The following is a 16,106-nucleotide window of genomic DNA, read 5'->3' on the forward strand; positions in this document are numbered from 1 at the left end:
GACGGGCTATGGCATACTTCGACTTCATCACGGATTTCGACAAATATACTAATAAACATACTTGTCTAGAGTATACTGCTGCCGTCAACCTCTGTCAAATTGTCTTCCTGCGCACATAGTAGGCGAAAATATGCTGCACAATCACCTTTAATGCGGCGAAAATCGGAACCGCCAGAATCATCCCGGCAATGCCTGCAAGCTCGCCGCCGACGAGCAGAGCGAGAATGATCGACAGAGGGTGCATGTGCAGCGTTCGTCCGACTACCTGAGGCGATACGACATTGCCCTCAAGGATTTGGCACGCCGTATTGACGATAACGACGAAGATCATCATTTTGACCGATACGGTAGCCGCCATCAATAATGCTGGAGCAGCGCCGAAGAACGGACCCAGATAAGGAATTACGTTCGTAATCGCGACAATCGCCGCAAGCAGCAGCGGGTACGGCATACCGATGATCCAATAGCCGATGTAAGCCAGAACGCCGATAATGAAGCACACGAGAAACTGCCCGCGTATGTAACTGCCAAGCGCAGCATCGATATCCTTCAGCAGACGCATCGCTTGGTGACGATGACTCTTCGGCACATAAGTAATAACCGTCCGCTCGAATACTTCGAAGTCCTTCAATATATAGAAGGCAAGGAATGGGATGATGAACATAATGAACACGACGTTCACCATCGCGCCTATGTTGTTCACGAAGTCAAAGAGTGACTCCGACAGCTTCTTTTCCATTTTGTACAGCGCATTGTTAATGCCTGTCCGGATGCTCTCCGGCAGCATGGAATTGTTATTGAGATTATCGACTAGGCTTTTCGCACGAATCGTCAGCTCCGGCGCGTGCTCATTGAGCTCCTGCACCTGCTTGATGAGCATCGGAATCATATTCATCAAGATGACGGTCAGCGCGCCGCAGAATACAGCGTAAATAAGCAGCACGGCGATCGTGCGCGGCATCTTGCGATCGGTCAGCATCGATACGACCGGGTTAAGCACGTAGGAAATAATCATCGCAATGAAGAATGGTGCCAAGACGGCCTTCAGAAACGTATAAATCTGCACGAAAATCGGCTTTAGCTGCAGCAGCATATAAATCGCGATAAGTGCGAGTATGAGATAAATGAGCATTCGAAACACGCGATTATTCGTAAATCGTTCCAATGCGTACGCCTCCTTCCCTTGCGGTGATCAGCCCATGAGACCGATGCTCGCATGCATGCAGACAATGGCATACGCAATCATTATATGTACAAGCGCCCCGAATCATCCTTGTCTAACAATAAAAACCGTACGACGCATCATTGGATGCACCATACGGTTTCGTCATTTCCATTATTCAACTTGCCTATATACAGTTGTTATACTGCATTATCGCTGAAATGCAAACAAACGGACGCTCTCTTCCGAACGTCCGTTACGTTATGCGCATCATAAGCCGTTTGCATGAATTTGTGAAATTTCTGACATCTCTTCCTCAAAGAATAGGTCGTCGAGCGAGCTCAGCGTTCCATCCTCTTCTACCTGATAGACCGACATCTTCTCACCGTTGACCGTCAATTCAATGAAGCAGCCCCAGCAGTAAAATTGATGGGATCCGATTTTACCGATGTCTTTGGAGTTACAGTTAGGACATCTCATCATCTTTCATTTCTCCCTATATCCGAATCGGAAGGCGCGACCGGCAGGAGCTGCGCTTCACAGCACGCCGGAACGATTATCGCATCTTCCCCGAGCAATACGGTTTCCGATTCCTTCGGCGCTCGCAGCCACTTGCGGCCTTCAAGCAAGTCCGATATAAATCCATCCGTTAGTTCATACCCTACTATTTGTGTACCCTGAATGGGTTCAAAATAAACATCTGATAGTCGACCAAGTTGCGTGCCACCTACCGTTACGACTGGCAAATCTTTCAGTTTCGGATGTCCGCTCTGAAAGCATCGCCCTGCAGCCGTCTTGTCCTTCACGACGACAGCTTCCGCACTATCGATCAGCACCGCGTCTTCGCCGCATGACGCAACGCGATTCCAATGAACAATCCGCTCCTTCGAGGAAAGCCACTTCGCTTCCAACACGACGCCTTGCATCGACCATTGGTCATCGAACCAGGCATCCTTCACTTTGCCAGCTTGTCTGCCCGTACGAAGATCGACAACCGGCAGTCCGATCAGCTGCTGCAGTTTGATCACACCGGGTACGCCCCTTTGAAGTTATTTACGGACGCGGCGGACAATTGTTTCAATTAATTGTGCCGCTTCGCTCAATTCCTCCAAAGTATTCCCCAATCCGAAGCTGAATCGTACAGCCGTCATCAGACGTTCACGATCTACACCCATCGCCATCAGCACATGCGAGCGCTCCAGCGACCCAGAGGTGCAGGCCGATCCGCCAGAAGCTGCGATCCCAGCCATGTCCAGGTTCATCAGCATCGTCTCTGTATCGATATCGAGAAAGCTTACATTCACGATATGCGGAAGCCGCATCGTGGAATGTCCGTTCAGTGCGATCCGGCCATCCGTCGCTGCAGTCATTAACGAAATCCAATGATCACGAAGCTGCTCCATTCGGTCGGCGTGTGCGGCCATATCGCTTGCAATTGCTTCTACCGCAGCTGCGAAACCAACAACGCCTGCCACGTTCTCCGTACCCGCCCGCCGCTTACGTTCTTGTGATCCGCCAAATACGATCGGGCTGATTGAAGCGTTGGATGCGATGTACAGTGCGCCGACTCCTTGCGGGCCGTTAATCTTATGCGCGGAGAAGCTCATCAAATCGACAGGAAGCGACTGAACCTGGATCGGAATCGAACCAAGCGCTTGCACCGCATCGACATGGAAGAGAGCCCCGTTCGCCCGCACAAGCTCGCCAATCGCTGCAATCGGCTGAATCGTACCTACTTCATTGTTTGCATACATTACACTTACGAGAGCGGTACGGTCCGTTAGAGCGTCCCGAACGTCATGAACGGACAATTGTCCGCTCGAATCGACAGGGAGCATCGTCAGCTCGAACCCTTCGGATTGCAAAGACTGACAAGCATGAAGCACAGCATGATGCTCGGCCGCGCTCGTGATGATTTGATTCCTGCCCTTCGCGAGCATTGCCCTAGCTCCGCCAAGGATGGCTAGATTGTCGCTTTCCGTACCGCCCGATGTAAAGGTAAGTTCTGCAGGCTTAGCGCCGATGAAGGAAGCGACCGTATCCCGTGCACGGTTCATATGTCCCCGCGCATTTCTTCCATAGCGATGCATGCTGGACGGATTGCCGGGGCCCTCCGTCATGACAGCCATCATCGCTTGTGCGACCTCTTGTCTCATCGGCGTCGTAGCCGCATGGTCAAAATAATAGTGAGTCATTCTCATTCCTCAATTCCTGGCCACCGCATAACGGCGCTGCCTAAACCGTCTATCCCGTACTAGATGTAGAACATATAGTTGTCGATCTGTCCTTCTTCCTTGAATGCAATCAAGTCCGCCAGCGTAGTCGAGTCGAGCACGGCTGCAATGCTGTCGCGGATGCGAAGCCACAGGTCTCGTTTAGCCGGATCATCTTCTTCTGTAAAATCAACAGGAGAGATTGGACCTTCAAGCACACGAATGACATCGCCTGCTGTAATCTGATCGGATGCTTTCGCAAGAATGTAACCGCCGTAAGCACCACGCACACTTTTCACTAGACCTGCGTTGCGAAGCGGTGCAATAAGCTGCTCCAAGTAATGCTCCGAAAGCTGGTTCTTCTCAGCGATGCTCTTAAGCGAAATTGGTCCTTCACCAAACTTCGCCGCAAGCTCCATCATAATCGTTAGCCCATAACGGCCCTTCGTCGAAATTTTCAAAAAACGGCACCTCATTCCATGCATCTATTGGGTCGTAAAAGACTGTTTGTTTCGTCGATTTAAATCATGGTATTCCCATATCATATATATGTTAGCACAATGTTACCGCTTCGTGTAGCAATATCGTGTCATTCTCTTGAAAAAAGTAAGCGGACGAGCACCGATCCTACCAGATAAGATGAAAAAGAACGAGCGCCATGTTACAATACATTCATTAATCAGCATTAAAGGTGGTTTAGCCCGCATGAATAAATCGAAAGCAGAAACACGCGTTATCGTCGGCATGTCCGGCGGCGTCGATTCATCGGTTACAGCCTATCTGCTCAAGCAGGAGGGTTACGATGTCATCGGCATTTTCATGAAAAACTGGGATGATACCGACGAATTCGGTCATTGCACAGCGGAAGAGGACGCGGAAGACGTCCGTCGCGTCTGCGATCAGATCGGCATCCCTTACTATACGGTCAACTTCGAGCGTCAATACTTCGATAAAGTGTTTACGTATTTCCTCGACGAGTACAAGCGTGGACGGACGCCGAATCCAGACGTCATGTGCAACCGTGAAATCAAGTTCGGCGAATTTCTCCAGAAGGCGATCGATCTGGGCGCAGATTATCTTGCTACTGGTCATTATGCCCGTGTTGAGCGTTCGGAAAACGGTGAAACCAAGCTGCTCCGCGGTGTAGACGGCAATAAGGATCAAACTTATTTCCTCCATCAGCTGAACCAGCAGCAGCTGTCGAAGGCGATGTTCCCGATTGGTCACCTGCCTAAGCCGGAAGTTCGCCGTATCGCGGAAGAAGCTGGCCTTGCAACGGCGAAGAAGAAGGACAGTACAGGCGTATGCTTTATCGGCGAACGCAATTTCAAACAATTCTTGAGCGGTTATTTGCCGGCACAGCCAGGACCGATGATTGATCTTCGCTCCGGCGAAGAGAAAGGCCGACATGACGGTTTGATGTATTACACGCTTGGTCAGCGGCAAGGTCTTGGCATCGGCGGCTCCGGCAGCGGCGAGCCTTGGTTCGTAGCGGACAAGGATCTGGAGCGCAACATTCTGTACGTCGTACAAGGCGATGCGCATGCACGTCTCTATTCCGACAGCCTCGAAGCCGAGAATATAAACTGGATTTCGCCAGAACGTCCGCAAGGTCCGATTCACTGCACGGCCAAATTCCGGTACCGGCAAGCGGATCAAGGCGTGACGCTAACGCTTGGCGAAGACGGCACTGCGACAGTTGTATTCGACCAGCCGCAGAAGGCGATTACGCCAGGGCAAGCCGTCGTTTTCTACGATGGGGATATATGCCTTGGCGGCGGCACCATTAACAAGGTCCAACTTGTTGACGAGGCAAGTTTCCAACTCGCTTAAGTCACCTAAGTCCTAACGAGGATTTTCTACCCACCCAAACCCTCCCTGCAAGGGAGGGCCCCAAAGGTCGTGTGACCTCTGGACTCCTCATAAGGACGATCTAGGTTCGATGGATCGTATGCCCGCTCTTGCCGCCTTGCGGCAAAGCTTCTGGTAGATTGTATCTAGGTACACGTTATTACGTCTGCATACTTTGTTCGAGCGTGTGCATCTGTCGCCGCCCATTGATGAGACAACGGAAGTGCTGGGAGTTAACTGGGACCTGTTGTGTTGAGATCAAAATCATAAAGCCGTCAGCAGCAGGAAATCCTGCCGCTGACGGCTTGTTGTTTGTTATCGTATGAGTGCTTTATTTATCCGTGCTCAACTCCGAACTTCCCTTCGACCTCCTCCTCGCCTTGTTGTCGCTTACGGACGGTGACGCGGCAGATGCGAAGATGGTCGGTTTCTTCTACGATGAATTCATAGTCGTTCTCGGCTTGCACGCGCTGATTCGGTTTTGGCGGGATCTCGATCTGCGAGTAAAGCCAGCCGCCGATCGTATCGTAGTCGTCCGTCTCAATATCAAGGCCGAAGTAGCTGTTCACTTCCTCGATCAGCATCATTCCGCTGATGGAGTGCGTGTGCTCATCCCGTTTCTCGACTTCGGGTCGCTCTTCGTCGAATTCGTCCTGAATTTCGCCGACGATTTCCTCCATAATGTCTTCGAGCGTGACGAGTCCCGATGTGCCGCCGTATTCATCGATGAGAATCGCGATCTGTGTGCGCCGCTTCTGCATCAGCTTAAGCAGCGTGCTGATCTGCATCGATTCGGGCACGGTCGTCATCGGGCGAGTAATCAGTCGGATGTCTTTCAAGTTCTGCGAGGAAACTTTCAATATATCTTTAATATGGACGAAGCCGATAATATTGTCCTTATCGCCGTCGCATACCGGATAGCGTGTGTGCATCTCCTCCAGCGCAATGGCTTTATTGTCTTCGAATGACTGATTCGCATAGAGGCAGACCATCTCCGTCCGCGGTATCATAATCTCGCGGGCATTGGTCTCAACGAATTCGAATATGTTATCCATCAACGCTAGTTCCGTATTATCGATAAGTCCGTTCTTATGGCTTTCTTTGACGAGGATGCGTATTTCCTCTTCTGTATGCGCCGATTCCTCCTCAGAGGCAGGCGCAATGCCGACCAGCTTCAGCAGACGATTGGCCATACCGTTGAGCACCCAGATGAAGGGGTACATGATGCGATGGAAGAGTACAAGCGGCGCAGCGGTTAACAATGTAACCTGCTCGGATTTGCGTATCGCGATTGTCTTCGGGGCCAGCTCTCCTAGTACAATATGAAGCACCGTAATGAACGAGAAGGCGATAGCGAAAGCGATCGTATGCGTCAGCACCTCGCTTCGTAATCCGAACTGTGATAACCACTTCTCCAACAGGCTCGCAATAGCAGGCTCTCCGATCCAGCCAAGGCCAAGAGATGAAAGTGTAATGCCAAGCTGACAGGCCGACAGGAAACCATCGAGATTGTTTGTTAAGTGGGAGGCGAATCTCGCCCGCTTATGCCCGCCGGACACCAGCGAATCGATTCGGCTGCTTCTCACCTTCACCATTGCAAATTCTGCCGAGACAAAAAAACCGTTCATAAACACCAACAGCATAATAAGTACCAGCTTCAATGCTAACGGTAACGGGTCGCTGCTCAACCAATCCCTGCCTACCGCACGCCGCTCGCTCGGGCGGAAACGGACAATGCAATGGCAGGCGCACCTCCTTTATTTAGACGAATGCACGAAAATTTTTCCAATTGCGTACCAACAGCTTATTCGATTGATCACGGCAGCGTCAAATGAGACCCTTGCCGTTATCGGCTTTAATCGCTCCGTATTCCACTCTATTCCAATAGGATCCTGTCTTATGCCAATCTTTCGCCTCCGTTCTGCCGCTCAGGTAGGAATAGAACGCTTGACATCTCTTCTACAAAAACTTAAAAAAGCCGTACGCACTCGCCCGATTCGGGGAAGCGTACAGCTTCTTGTCTTAGAACCGATTCACTTAGAACCAATCCGTAAACGTCTGGTACAGCAAATAAATGTTGAGCCCAGCGATAATTGCTGCTACGGTCCAAGCCGTTATGTTCATCCACAGCCGATTCGCGAACTCGCCCATCTTCTTTTTGTCGCTGGTGAACTTGACGAGTGGTATGACCGCGAACGACAGCTGAAGCGAAAGAATAACTTGGCTTAGAATAAGCAGATCAGCCGTTCCGGAGTCTCCTACGATCGCCAGCACGATGACGGCTGGAACGACGGCGATGAGACGCGTAATCAATCTGCGCAGCCACGCAGGAAGACGAATGTTCAGGAAGCCTTCCATCACGATCTGACCTGCTAACGTTCCTGTAAGCGTAGCATTCTGACCGGCTGCAAGCAGGGCAACGCCAAACAGAATACTTGCGGCCGACGTGCCAAGCAGCGGTGCGAGCATATGATAGGCATCGCCGATCTCCGCGATTGCTGTGTTGCCCGTCGTATGGAATGTCGCTGCCGCGATAATTAGAATCGCGGCATTGATGAACAGCGCCAACGTCAAGGCAATGGTTGAATCCGCTGTTGCGAAACGGATCGCTTGTCGTTTGCCCTTCGGCGTCTGCTCGATTTGACGCGTCTGTACGATCGAAGAATGCAGATACAAGTTATGCGGCATGACCGTCGCGCCGAGAATGCCGATGCCTATATAAAGCATTTCGGGGTTGCGGAACAATTCCATATTCGGTGCGAAACCGGCAAGCACGCCGCCAGCGTCTGGCTTCGCCCAGATGATCTCAATCAAGAAGCAGACGCCAATCGTTCCGATTAACGTGATGACGAGTGCTTCGATATAGCGGAAGCCTTTATTTTGCAGAAGCAGCACGATGAATACATCAAGCACGGTTATAATGACGCCGTATAGAATCGGGATGCCGAACAAGAGGTTCAGCGCGATCGCAGTTCCGAGAACCTCTGCCAAATCGCATGCCGCTATCGCAAGCTCACACAAAATCCACAACGCCATCGAAACCGGCTTGCTGTAATGATCTCGGCAAGCCTGCGCCAAATCCCGTCCCGTTACGATGCCCAGCTTGCCGGCAAGGCTTTGCAGCAGCATCGCCATAATGTTGGACAACAGGATAACGAACAGCAAAGAATAGCCGAACATCGATCCGCCGGCGATGTCAGTCGCCCAGTTGCCGGGATCCATATAGCCGACTGCGACTAGATAGCCAGGACCGGCGAACGCAAGAAACTTTCGGAACCATGAACCTGTTTTCGGTATTGTAAGCGAACCGTGCACTTCGGGCAAACTAACATTCGCCCTCTCCTGTTTCCACCCTTGATTATGCATAGCCAATCCGGTTTCCTTTCCCATGTCGACTCACCTCATTAATATATACTAAAATTGTACTAGGCAAACGGTTTTGCACTCGGTCAACTTTTTCGGTAAAAAAAGGGGGATGTATATCAACACGATATGTTGCTTCTTCTGGGAGTGTACCTATCCTCATTGTATCCGACCAAAAAAGTTTGTCAACTGCAACTTTTATGTAATTTATTTACAACAACTTGTCCTAAACTGCAGCTGCTTTAATCCATACACCGCTTTTGTGCAAGGATGAATATTATTATTAATTGCGCAACTTCAATGATTGAAACTGATATATCAAAAATTGTAATGATGAATACAATAATTTTTGAATACCTGAAATGCACAAATCCTGATAAAATAAATATACATTTACGGAATTTTTATATTAATCGTTTAGTGTCATGTTTTATCGGAAAGGAACATAGCATGAGGTCGCATCACTACAACCCTAAGAAGAAGATCGCCTTCTTCATCCTGCTTACCTTGATCATTCTGGGGCTGCTTACTTTCTTAAAAATAATGCTTTCCCACTATACAACCGAGAAAGCTTCCCAAATTACAATCGCTCAGCAGTACATCGTCATTGCTGAAACGATTGCTAATGATCTAGACAAGATAACGTACGAGAAGGTCCGATCAGCCAAACAATATGACAGTAACAACGATGCTATTCAGCGTTACTTAGAGGAGTACCGCACCCGCATTAATGCGCTCTATGTTTATACATTGGAACTTGATGAGACCGATGTCGCGAAGACAATGGTTGCTGCCTTACCGCCTGGTATGGACGATCATATTATGGGTTTGCCTTGCACCGTTCCTCCTAAGCAAGTCAATCAGGCGAAGCAGGGCATATCGTACTATACTGACATTATTAACGATCCGGCCCACGGACTGTATATATCGGTCGGTGTACCATTTTATAATGCGGAAGGTAACCCGCTTGGCGTCTTGGCCATTGATGTAGATGTGAACCATCTTCAAGAAATCGGGAATGAAGTTGTCGACAGCAACAGATTGATCATCATCGTCGATATCTTGTTTGTCGTCCTTGTTCTCGTCGTCATTTATACGCTCCGCAGCTGGTATCGGACGAGTCTGAAGCATGATCTGCGCGAATCGGAATCCATGTACATTTCGGAGATGAGTAAAATTCTGCAGTCCATCAAAGCAGGCAGACATGATGTGATGAACCATCTGCAAGTACTTAGAGGACTTATGGATTTGAGGATGTACGATCGAACGAATGAATATTTGAAGCAGCTTTCAGTCGATACTCGAACGCTTGATTTATCGACTCGCATCAAGAATCCTGTCTTAATGGTGCTATTACAGACCAAGTGGCAGCAGTGCAAAGACAAATATATCGAACTGGATTTCGATATCGACTCCCATGATTATAGCCGTATAGCTTCTATGGACCTTGTCAAAATTTTCTCCAATCTGCTGGACAATGCGATTGAAGCGGTGGAATCCTATGAAGGAACGCAGCCCAAATGCATCCGTATCATATGTAAAACATCCGGCTCCGTATACCGATTCGCAGTGGAAAACCCCGCCTTGCTTGCTGCCAAAGATCAGAAGCAGTTATTCCAGCGCAATTATACGACGAAGTCCGATGAGACCGTGCTGCGCGGGAATGGACTTATGATTATTAAACGCACCGTGGACAAATACGAGGGCAGCATCGATCTCAAATACGAGAATGAGAAAGTGCGGATTCAGATTATAATTTAGCGAAAAAAAGGGCCAATAAGAGTCGCAGTATGCAGACTCCTATCGGCCCTTCTTGTGCATAGACGAGCTCGTTATTAACCCTTCGATCGACCCCGCCGCCGCAGCTGGTTCTGGCGGATCTTATCCTCCATCCCCTGCTCGGTCGCCTCGTAGAACGCCCGCTCGCGCAGGCCGTCCGGCAAATATTGCTGAACGACATAATGCCCGGGAAAATCATGCGGATACTGGTAGCCGACATGCCCCAGCTTCACGGCGCCCTTGTAATGTGCGTCGCGCAGATGGAGCGGCACTTCCATCGTGCCCGATTGTTCAATTACAGCCATCACTTTACCGATCGCTACAGTCGTTGCATCGGACTTCGGACTCTCGACGGCGAACAGAATCGCCTGCGCGATGTTGTACTTCGCTTCCGGCCAGCCAATTTTGCGATACGCTTCGAGCGCTGTAGTCGCTTGCACCATCGCCTGCGGGTTCGCAAGTCCGATATCCTCGCTGCATGCAACGATCAGACGACGAATGAACACCATCGGCTCCATGCCCAGCTTCTCGACCGCATAGAGGAACCAGAACAAGGCCGCGTCGCTGGAACCACGAACACTCTTGTGAAAAGCGGACAGCACATCGTATTGCGTAGATTCGTCCGCCTTGGCGAGCGGCTTGCGCACCGACTCCTGTGCAACGTCCAGCGTCACATGCACCGAACCATCCGGCTCGGACGGCGTCGTTACGGCCGCTATCTCAAGCGCATTGAGCGCCCGTCGGATGTCTCCGCCCGCTGTCTGAGCGATGTGAGCTATCGCCTCCTCATCGATGTTGAGGCGCATGAACCCAAGTCCACGCTTCTCATCGGCAATCGCTCGCTGCATCGCTTCCCTCGCATGTTCCTTCGTTAGCGGCTCCAGCTGAAACAACGTCGAGCGCGAGAGCAAAGCTCCGTTCACATAGTGGTAAGGATTCTCCGTCGTTGCCCCTATGAATATAATAATGCCCTGCTCGACAGCAGGCAGCAGTGCGTCCTGCCTGGATGAATTGAAACGATGTACCTCGTCGAGGAACAGGATCGTCTTTCGCCCGTACATCATCTTCGCTGTCTTTGCTTTATCAATAACGTCGCGAACATCTTTGACGGATGCGTCGACTGCATTCAACTTCACGAAATCCGCTTCGGTCCGCTTCGAAATAATGTGGGCCAACGTCGTCTTGCCGCATCCCGGCGGACCATATAACAGAATCGATGAAATTCGATCGCCTTCAATGGCCCGCCGGAGCAGCTTGCCCGGCCCGATGATATGCTCCTGTCCGATATAATCGTCGAGCGATTCCGGCCGCATCCGATCCGCGAGCAGTCTCGCGCGCGGCGTATGCTCGTCCGCATAGCTGAACAAATCCATTGTACCGTCGCTCCTTTAACTTGCTCTCTCACTAGACCTCTATAACGAATATTGTAGCATAAAAAACCGCACATCCGCACACCTGTTCGGAAATGGAAACGTAAAAAAGCCAGCCCAATGCATTCAGGCTGGCTTCTTCGATGACTACAGGATATCCACTAGCAGATCCTTCACGATTACGCTAACCATGATCAGACCTGCAACTGGAGGAACGAAAGCGTTGCTCGCCGGCGGCTGCTGCGCCTTGCGAATCTCCGGCGCGTTCTCCGGCACGATGCGCTGCGTGACGTCTTCACGCGGCTTCATCGGCTCTTCAGATGAGAAGACAACCTTAACGCCTTTCTTAATGCCCTCTTTGCGCAACTTCGTGCGTACGACACGCGCGATTGGATCGGTATGCGTCTTACTAATATCGACGACCTGGAATTTCGTAGGATCCATTTTGTTCGCGGCGCCCATGCTGCTGATGATCGGAATTTTCCGCTCCAAGCATTGCTTGATCAGATGGATTTTGTACGAAATCGTATCGGATGCGTCGAGCACATAGTCCAGCGGATATTCAAACAGCTGCTCATACGTCTCTTCCGTGTAGAACATCCGCAGCGAAATGACATCGCATTCCGGATTGATGAGCTTGATGCGTTCCGCCATCAGATCTGCCTTCGGCTGTCCGACCGTCGTCGTCAGCGCATGAATCTGACGGTTAATGTTCGTAATATCGACAACGTCTTTGTCAATAAGAATGAGCCGGCCGACGCCGGTACGCGCCAGCGCTTCAGCCGCGATCGAGCCTACGCCGCCGATGCCGAGCACCGCAACCGTGCTGCCGCGCAGCTTGTCCAGTCCTTCTGGACCGACCGCGAGCTCTGTCCGCGAGAATTGATGCAGCATGAGAAGATCCACCTCTCTATCATTGATATTTCTTGTATCCCTGAATACAGAAAATGTCCGGCGCAGGCGGCATATTGCGCCAGATGCCGGACGATTCTCCTGTTGTATGACTAGCGGCTATGCCCGCTTCTTGAAGCGATCAGGCTTGCGGAGCGCCAGCACCAGCAGCAGCGGCAGGCTTCGCGCTTGGTTTCGCTACCGTGCGGATATGCAGCTGCTCAAGCTGCGACAGCTCGACTTGCGAAGGCGCGTCGACCATAACGTCCGTTGCGCTAGCCGTTTTAGGGAACGCAATCGTCTCACGCAGGTTGGTGCGGCCTGTCAACAGCATAACGAGACGGTCGAGACCGAATGCGATACCGCCGTGCGGAGGCGTGCCATATTCGAATGCATCAAGCAGGAAGCCGAACTGCTCATGCGCCTGCTCCATCGAGAAGCCAAGCGTTTTGAACATAAGCTCCTGAACATCGCGCTTGTAGATACGCATCGAACCGCCGCCGATTTCGTAGCCGTTGAGCACGATATCGTAAGCTTGTGCACGTACTTTGCCTGGATCCGTCGCGAGCAGTTCGAGGTCCTCGTCGTTCGGACGCGTGAACGGATGGTGCATAGCAACATAACGCTTCGCATCTTCGTCCCACTCGAGCAGCGGGAAGTCAACGACCCACAGGAACTTGAATTTGGACTCGTCGATAAGACCGAGGTCGCGACCAAGCTTCAGACGGAGGTTGCCCAGTACGTCAGCAACAACCTTCGGCTTGTCAGCGGAGAACGTGAGAAGGTCGCCTTCTTCAACGCCCAGACGTTCCGTCAGCGCTTCGATTTCTTCAGGCTTCAGGAATTTAACGATTGGACCTTTCCACTCGCCATCCTTCACCGTGATCCATGCGAGGCCTTTACCGCCATAACGGGCTGCGAACGGCTGCAGGTCGTCGAGCTCTTTGCGGCTCCAGCTTGCGCAGCCTTTCGCGTTGATCGCTTTAACTTCGCCGCCGGATGCTGCTACGGATGCGAATACTTTTACTTCACTGTTTGCAACGATGTCCGTGATGTTCTTGATCTCAAGATCGAAGCGCAGGTCCGGTTTGTCGGAGCCGTATTTGTCCATTGCTTCAGCATACGTAATACGTTGGAACGGAAGCGGAATTTCCACGCCGATCGTCTCGCGGAAAATACGTGCCATCATCGTTTCCATCATGCCGAGGAGCTGATCCTGCGACAGGAACGACGTCTCGATGTCGACTTGCGTGAACTCTGGTTGACGGTCTGCACGAAGGTCCTCGTCACGGAAGCAGCGTGCTACTTGATAGTAACGCTCGAGGCCGCCGACCATGAGCAGCTGTTTGAAAATTTGCGGCGATTGCGGCAGCGCGTAGAACTCCTCTGGATGAACACGGCTTGGCACGAGGTAGTCGCGCGCGCCTTCCGGCGTGCTCTTCGTCAGAATTGGCGTTTCTACGTCCAGGAAGCCTTCACCGTCGAGGAAGTCACGGAATACTTTCGTCGTTTTGGAACGAAGCATCATCGTACGCTGCATCTCAGGGCGACGAAGGTCAAGGTAACGGTGCTTCAAGCGGATTGGCTCATCCACTTCAACGCCGTCTTCGATTGGGAACGGAGGCGTCTTCGCTGCATTCAAGATTTCGATTTCCGTTACGCGGATTTCGATCTCGCCCGTTGCGAGGTTCGCATTGAACGTTTCAGCATCGCGCTCAACGACTTTGCCTCGTACAGCGAGTACATATTCATTGCGCGCGCGGTCTGCGATTTCGAGTGCAGCGCCGGAGAAATCAGGGTTGAATACCGTTTGCACGATACCCGTACGGTCGCGCAGGTCGATGAACAATACGCCGCCAAGGTCGCGGCGACGCTGCACCCAGCCGTTCAGCGTTACGGTTTGGCCGACATCTGCTTTGGTCAGCGTACCGCAGGAATGAGTTTTCAACATCATGAGAGATCAAGCTCCTTCGGTTGTATGATAGGGAGTTGCTTGCCAGTGTACTTGCTATTGCTGCTTGCTGTTTGCGATTTCGTCAGCCAGCTGATCGAGCTTCACGAAACGCTGCTCGCCAGTTGCCATTGCTTTGAGTGCAATCTCGCCGCGCTCAAGCTCATCGTCGCCGAGAATGGCCGTGAAACGTGCCTTCAGACGGTCAGCCGATTTCATCTGCGCCTTCATCTTGCGGCCCTGATAATCCCGCTCCACGGACAACCCGCGCTGGCGCATGCCGTAGATAAGCTTAGAAACCTCGCGCTCCGCCGCATCGCCAAGAGCGACAACGTACGCATCGATCGCGGTCAAGTCCGGCAGCTCTGTCTGCTGGTGCTCCAGCAGCAGTACCGTCCGCTCAATGCCCAAACCGAAACCAACGCCCGGCTGATCCGGACCGCCGATTTCGGACACTAGACCGTTGTATCGGCCGCCTCCGCCGATCGTATCGATCGCGCCGATGCCCTCCGCCTTGAACTCGAACGCCGTGTGCGTGTAGTAATCCAGACCGCGCACGAGACGAGGATTAACGGAGAACGGAATGTTCATGTCGCTGAGGTACATTTGGACTTTGTCAAAATGCGTGCGGCACTCGTCGTCGAGGCTGTCGAGAATCGAAGGCGCGCCCTCGAAATGCGCTTGATCGACTTTGCAGTCGAGCACGCGCAGCGGGTTGCGATCCATCCGCGACTGACAGTCCTTGCACAGCAGGCTGCGCTTCGGCTCCAGGAAGCTGAGCAGACGCTCGCGGAATGCGGCGCGTACGGCTGGCGTACCGACAGAGTTGATCTCGACGCCAACACTTTTGAGACCGACCTCTGTATAGAACGTGTAGCCGAGTGCAATAACTTCTGCATCGAGCGCTGGATCAACGGCGCCAAGCGCCTCGATGCCGAATTGATGGAATTGACGGTAACGACCGGCTTGCGCACGCTCGTAGCGGAACATCGGTCCGATGTAGTACAGCTTCGTCAGATCCGGTTCGCCGTACAGCTTGTTCTCGACGTAGGCGCGAACGGCGCCTGCCGTTCCTTCCGGACGCAGCGTCAGACTGCGGTCGCCGCGGTCGGTGAACGTATACATCTCTTTCTCGACGATGTCCGTCGTCTCGCCAACGCCGCGTTGGAACAGCTCGGTCGATTCGAAGATCGGCGTCCGGATTTCACGGAAGTTGAAGCGGCGGCAAATTTCGCGCGCCTTGCTCTCAACGAACTGCCAGCGCTCTACAGCGCCCGGCAGGAAATCCTGCGTTCCCGGCGGTTTCTGGAATGCCATGGTGAATCCCCCTGCTTTCTTCTTCGGTATTACTGCTTGAAGCAATTGCTTGCAACTATCAAATTCATAACTTCAACTCGGTCAGCCCGGCATGCTCCTGTACAAAACAAAAAAACTCCCGCCCCTGACTGCCGAATCATTCGGTCAATCAGGGACGAGAGATTGTCGTTGTTCTCCCGTGGTGCCACCCACATTCCGAGTCTTGTCAC

At 51.9% G+C, this 16,106-nt stretch carries 13 protein-coding genes; 2 read left to right on the forward strand and 11 right to left on the reverse strand.

Annotated features, from left to right (window positions below):
• Nucleotides 1-94: 94 nt before the first annotated feature.
• The 5 genes from SBI19_RS06815 to cymR all read right to left on the reverse strand — a co-directional run bounded on the left by SBI19_RS06815 (nucleotide 95) and on the right by cymR (nucleotide 3,836).
• Nucleotides 95-1,165, reverse strand: a complete 1,071-nt coding sequence (locus SBI19_RS06815) for an AI-2E family transporter (protein ID WP_317966295.1) — start codon at nucleotides 1,163-1,165, stop codon at nucleotides 95-97.
• Nucleotides 1,166-1,432: 267 nt separating this feature from the next.
• A complete protein-coding gene (locus tag SBI19_RS06820) occupies nucleotides 1,433-1,645 on the reverse strand; it encodes a hypothetical protein (RefSeq protein ID WP_110047653.1) in 213 nt (70 codons plus the stop codon).
• Nucleotides 1,642-2,190, reverse strand: coding sequence for a PRC-barrel domain-containing protein (locus SBI19_RS06825; RefSeq protein WP_317966302.1), 549 nt, complete (start codon nucleotides 2,188-2,190; stop codon nucleotides 1,642-1,644). The genes SBI19_RS06820 and SBI19_RS06825 overlap by 4 nt, the downstream gene beginning before the upstream one ends.
• A gap of 21 nt (nucleotides 2,191-2,211) precedes the next feature.
• Nucleotides 2,212-3,357 carry a cysteine desulfurase family protein gene (locus SBI19_RS06830; protein ID WP_317966304.1) on the reverse strand — a complete coding sequence of 382 codons (1,146 nt, stop codon included), beginning with the start codon at nucleotides 3,355-3,357 and terminating at the stop codon, nucleotides 2,212-2,214.
• Nucleotides 3,358-3,416: 59 nt separating this feature from the next.
• Complete coding sequence (gene cymR, locus SBI19_RS06835; protein WP_317966306.1) at nucleotides 3,417-3,836, reverse strand: cysteine metabolism transcriptional regulator CymR; 420 nt, start codon at nucleotides 3,834-3,836, stop codon at nucleotides 3,417-3,419.
• A gap of 244 nt (nucleotides 3,837-4,080) precedes the next feature.
• On the opposite strand from cymR, the gene mnmA reads away from it, so the two are divergent.
• A complete protein-coding gene (gene mnmA / locus SBI19_RS06840; protein ID WP_317966308.1) occupies nucleotides 4,081-5,208 on the forward strand; it encodes a tRNA 2-thiouridine(34) synthase MnmA in 1,128 nt (375 codons plus the stop codon).
• Between the two features lie 353 nt (nucleotides 5,209-5,561).
• Here mnmA and SBI19_RS06845 read toward each other — a convergent pair whose 3' ends face one another.
• Nucleotides 5,562-6,869 (reverse strand): hemolysin family protein, encoded by a 1,308-nt coding sequence (locus SBI19_RS06845; RefSeq protein WP_317966310.1) that lies wholly within the window; start codon nucleotides 6,867-6,869, stop codon nucleotides 5,562-5,564.
• A 394-nt stretch (nucleotides 6,870-7,263) separates the two neighbouring features.
• Nucleotides 7,264-8,616 carry an Nramp family divalent metal transporter gene (locus SBI19_RS06850; protein ID WP_317966312.1) on the reverse strand — a complete coding sequence of 451 codons (1,353 nt, stop codon included), beginning with the start codon at nucleotides 8,614-8,616 and terminating at the stop codon, nucleotides 7,264-7,266.
• A 423-nt stretch (nucleotides 8,617-9,039) separates the two neighbouring features.
• Between SBI19_RS06850 and SBI19_RS06855 the strand changes: the two genes are divergently transcribed.
• Nucleotides 9,040-10,350 carry a GHKL domain-containing protein gene (locus tag SBI19_RS06855; RefSeq protein ID WP_317966314.1) on the forward strand — a complete coding sequence of 437 codons (1,311 nt, stop codon included), beginning with the start codon at nucleotides 9,040-9,042 and terminating at the stop codon, nucleotides 10,348-10,350.
• 74 nt (nucleotides 10,351-10,424) lie between these two features.
• On the opposite strand, the gene SBI19_RS06860 is transcribed toward SBI19_RS06855, so the two are convergent.
• The 4 genes from SBI19_RS06860 to hisS form a co-directional block, all read right to left on the reverse strand.
• Nucleotides 10,425-11,741: a replication-associated recombination protein A gene (locus SBI19_RS06860; RefSeq protein WP_317966316.1), complete on the reverse strand. Its 1,317-nt coding sequence runs from the start codon at nucleotides 11,739-11,741 to the stop codon at nucleotides 10,425-10,427.
• Nucleotides 11,742-11,885: 144 nt separating this feature from the next.
• Nucleotides 11,886-12,632, reverse strand: coding sequence for a tRNA threonylcarbamoyladenosine dehydratase (locus SBI19_RS06865; RefSeq protein WP_110047240.1), 747 nt, complete (start codon nucleotides 12,630-12,632; stop codon nucleotides 11,886-11,888).
• A gap of 139 nt (nucleotides 12,633-12,771) precedes the next feature.
• Entirely contained in the window at nucleotides 12,772-14,583 is a 1,812-nt protein-coding gene (gene aspS / locus SBI19_RS06870) for an aspartate--tRNA ligase (RefSeq protein WP_317966358.1), read from the reverse strand.
• A gap of 54 nt (nucleotides 14,584-14,637) precedes the next feature.
• Entirely contained in the window at nucleotides 14,638-15,897 is a 1,260-nt protein-coding gene (gene hisS, locus SBI19_RS06875) for a histidine--tRNA ligase (RefSeq protein ID WP_317966360.1), read from the reverse strand.
• Nucleotides 15,898-16,106: the final 209 nt, after the last annotated feature.

It is taken from the genome of Paenibacillus sp. CCS19, assembly GCF_033239625.1.
GTDB lineage: Bacteria > Bacillota > Bacilli > Paenibacillales > Paenibacillaceae > Paenibacillus_T.

What these genes read in the sequence shown, in the direction of transcription:
- SBI19_RS06830 (WP_317966304.1), bottom strand. Translation starts at nt 3,357, where the DNA reads ATGACTCACTATTATTTTGACCATGCGGCTACGACGCCGATGAGACAA.
- SBI19_RS06855 (WP_317966314.1), top strand. Translation starts at nt 9,040, where the DNA reads ATGAGGTCGCATCACTACAACCCTAAGAAGAAGATCGCCTTCTTCATC.
- aspS (WP_317966358.1), bottom strand. Translation starts at nt 14,583, where the DNA reads ATGATGTTGAAAACTCATTCCTGCGGTACGCTGACCAAAGCAGATGTC.
- SBI19_RS06865 (WP_110047240.1), bottom strand. Translation starts at nt 12,632, where the DNA reads ATGCTGCATCAATTCTCGCGGACAGAGCTCGCGGTCGGTCCAGAAGGA.
- SBI19_RS06850 (WP_317966312.1), bottom strand. Translation starts at nt 8,616, where the DNA reads ATGGGAAAGGAAACCGGATTGGCTATGCATAATCAAGGGTGGAAACAG.
- SBI19_RS06860 (WP_317966316.1), bottom strand. Translation starts at nt 11,741, where the DNA reads ATGGATTTGTTCAGCTATGCGGACGAGCATACGCCGCGCGCGAGACTG.
- mnmA (WP_317966308.1), top strand. Translation starts at nt 4,081, where the DNA reads ATGAATAAATCGAAAGCAGAAACACGCGTTATCGTCGGCATGTCCGGC.
- SBI19_RS06845 (WP_317966310.1), bottom strand. Translation starts at nt 6,869, where the DNA reads ATGCTGTTGGTGTTTATGAACGGTTTTTTTGTCTCGGCAGAATTTGCA.
- hisS (WP_317966360.1), bottom strand. Translation starts at nt 15,897, where the DNA reads ATGGCATTCCAGAAACCGCCGGGAACGCAGGATTTCCTGCCGGGCGCT.
- SBI19_RS06820 (WP_110047653.1), bottom strand. Translation starts at nt 1,645, where the DNA reads ATGATGAGATGTCCTAACTGTAACTCCAAAGACATCGGTAAAATCGGA.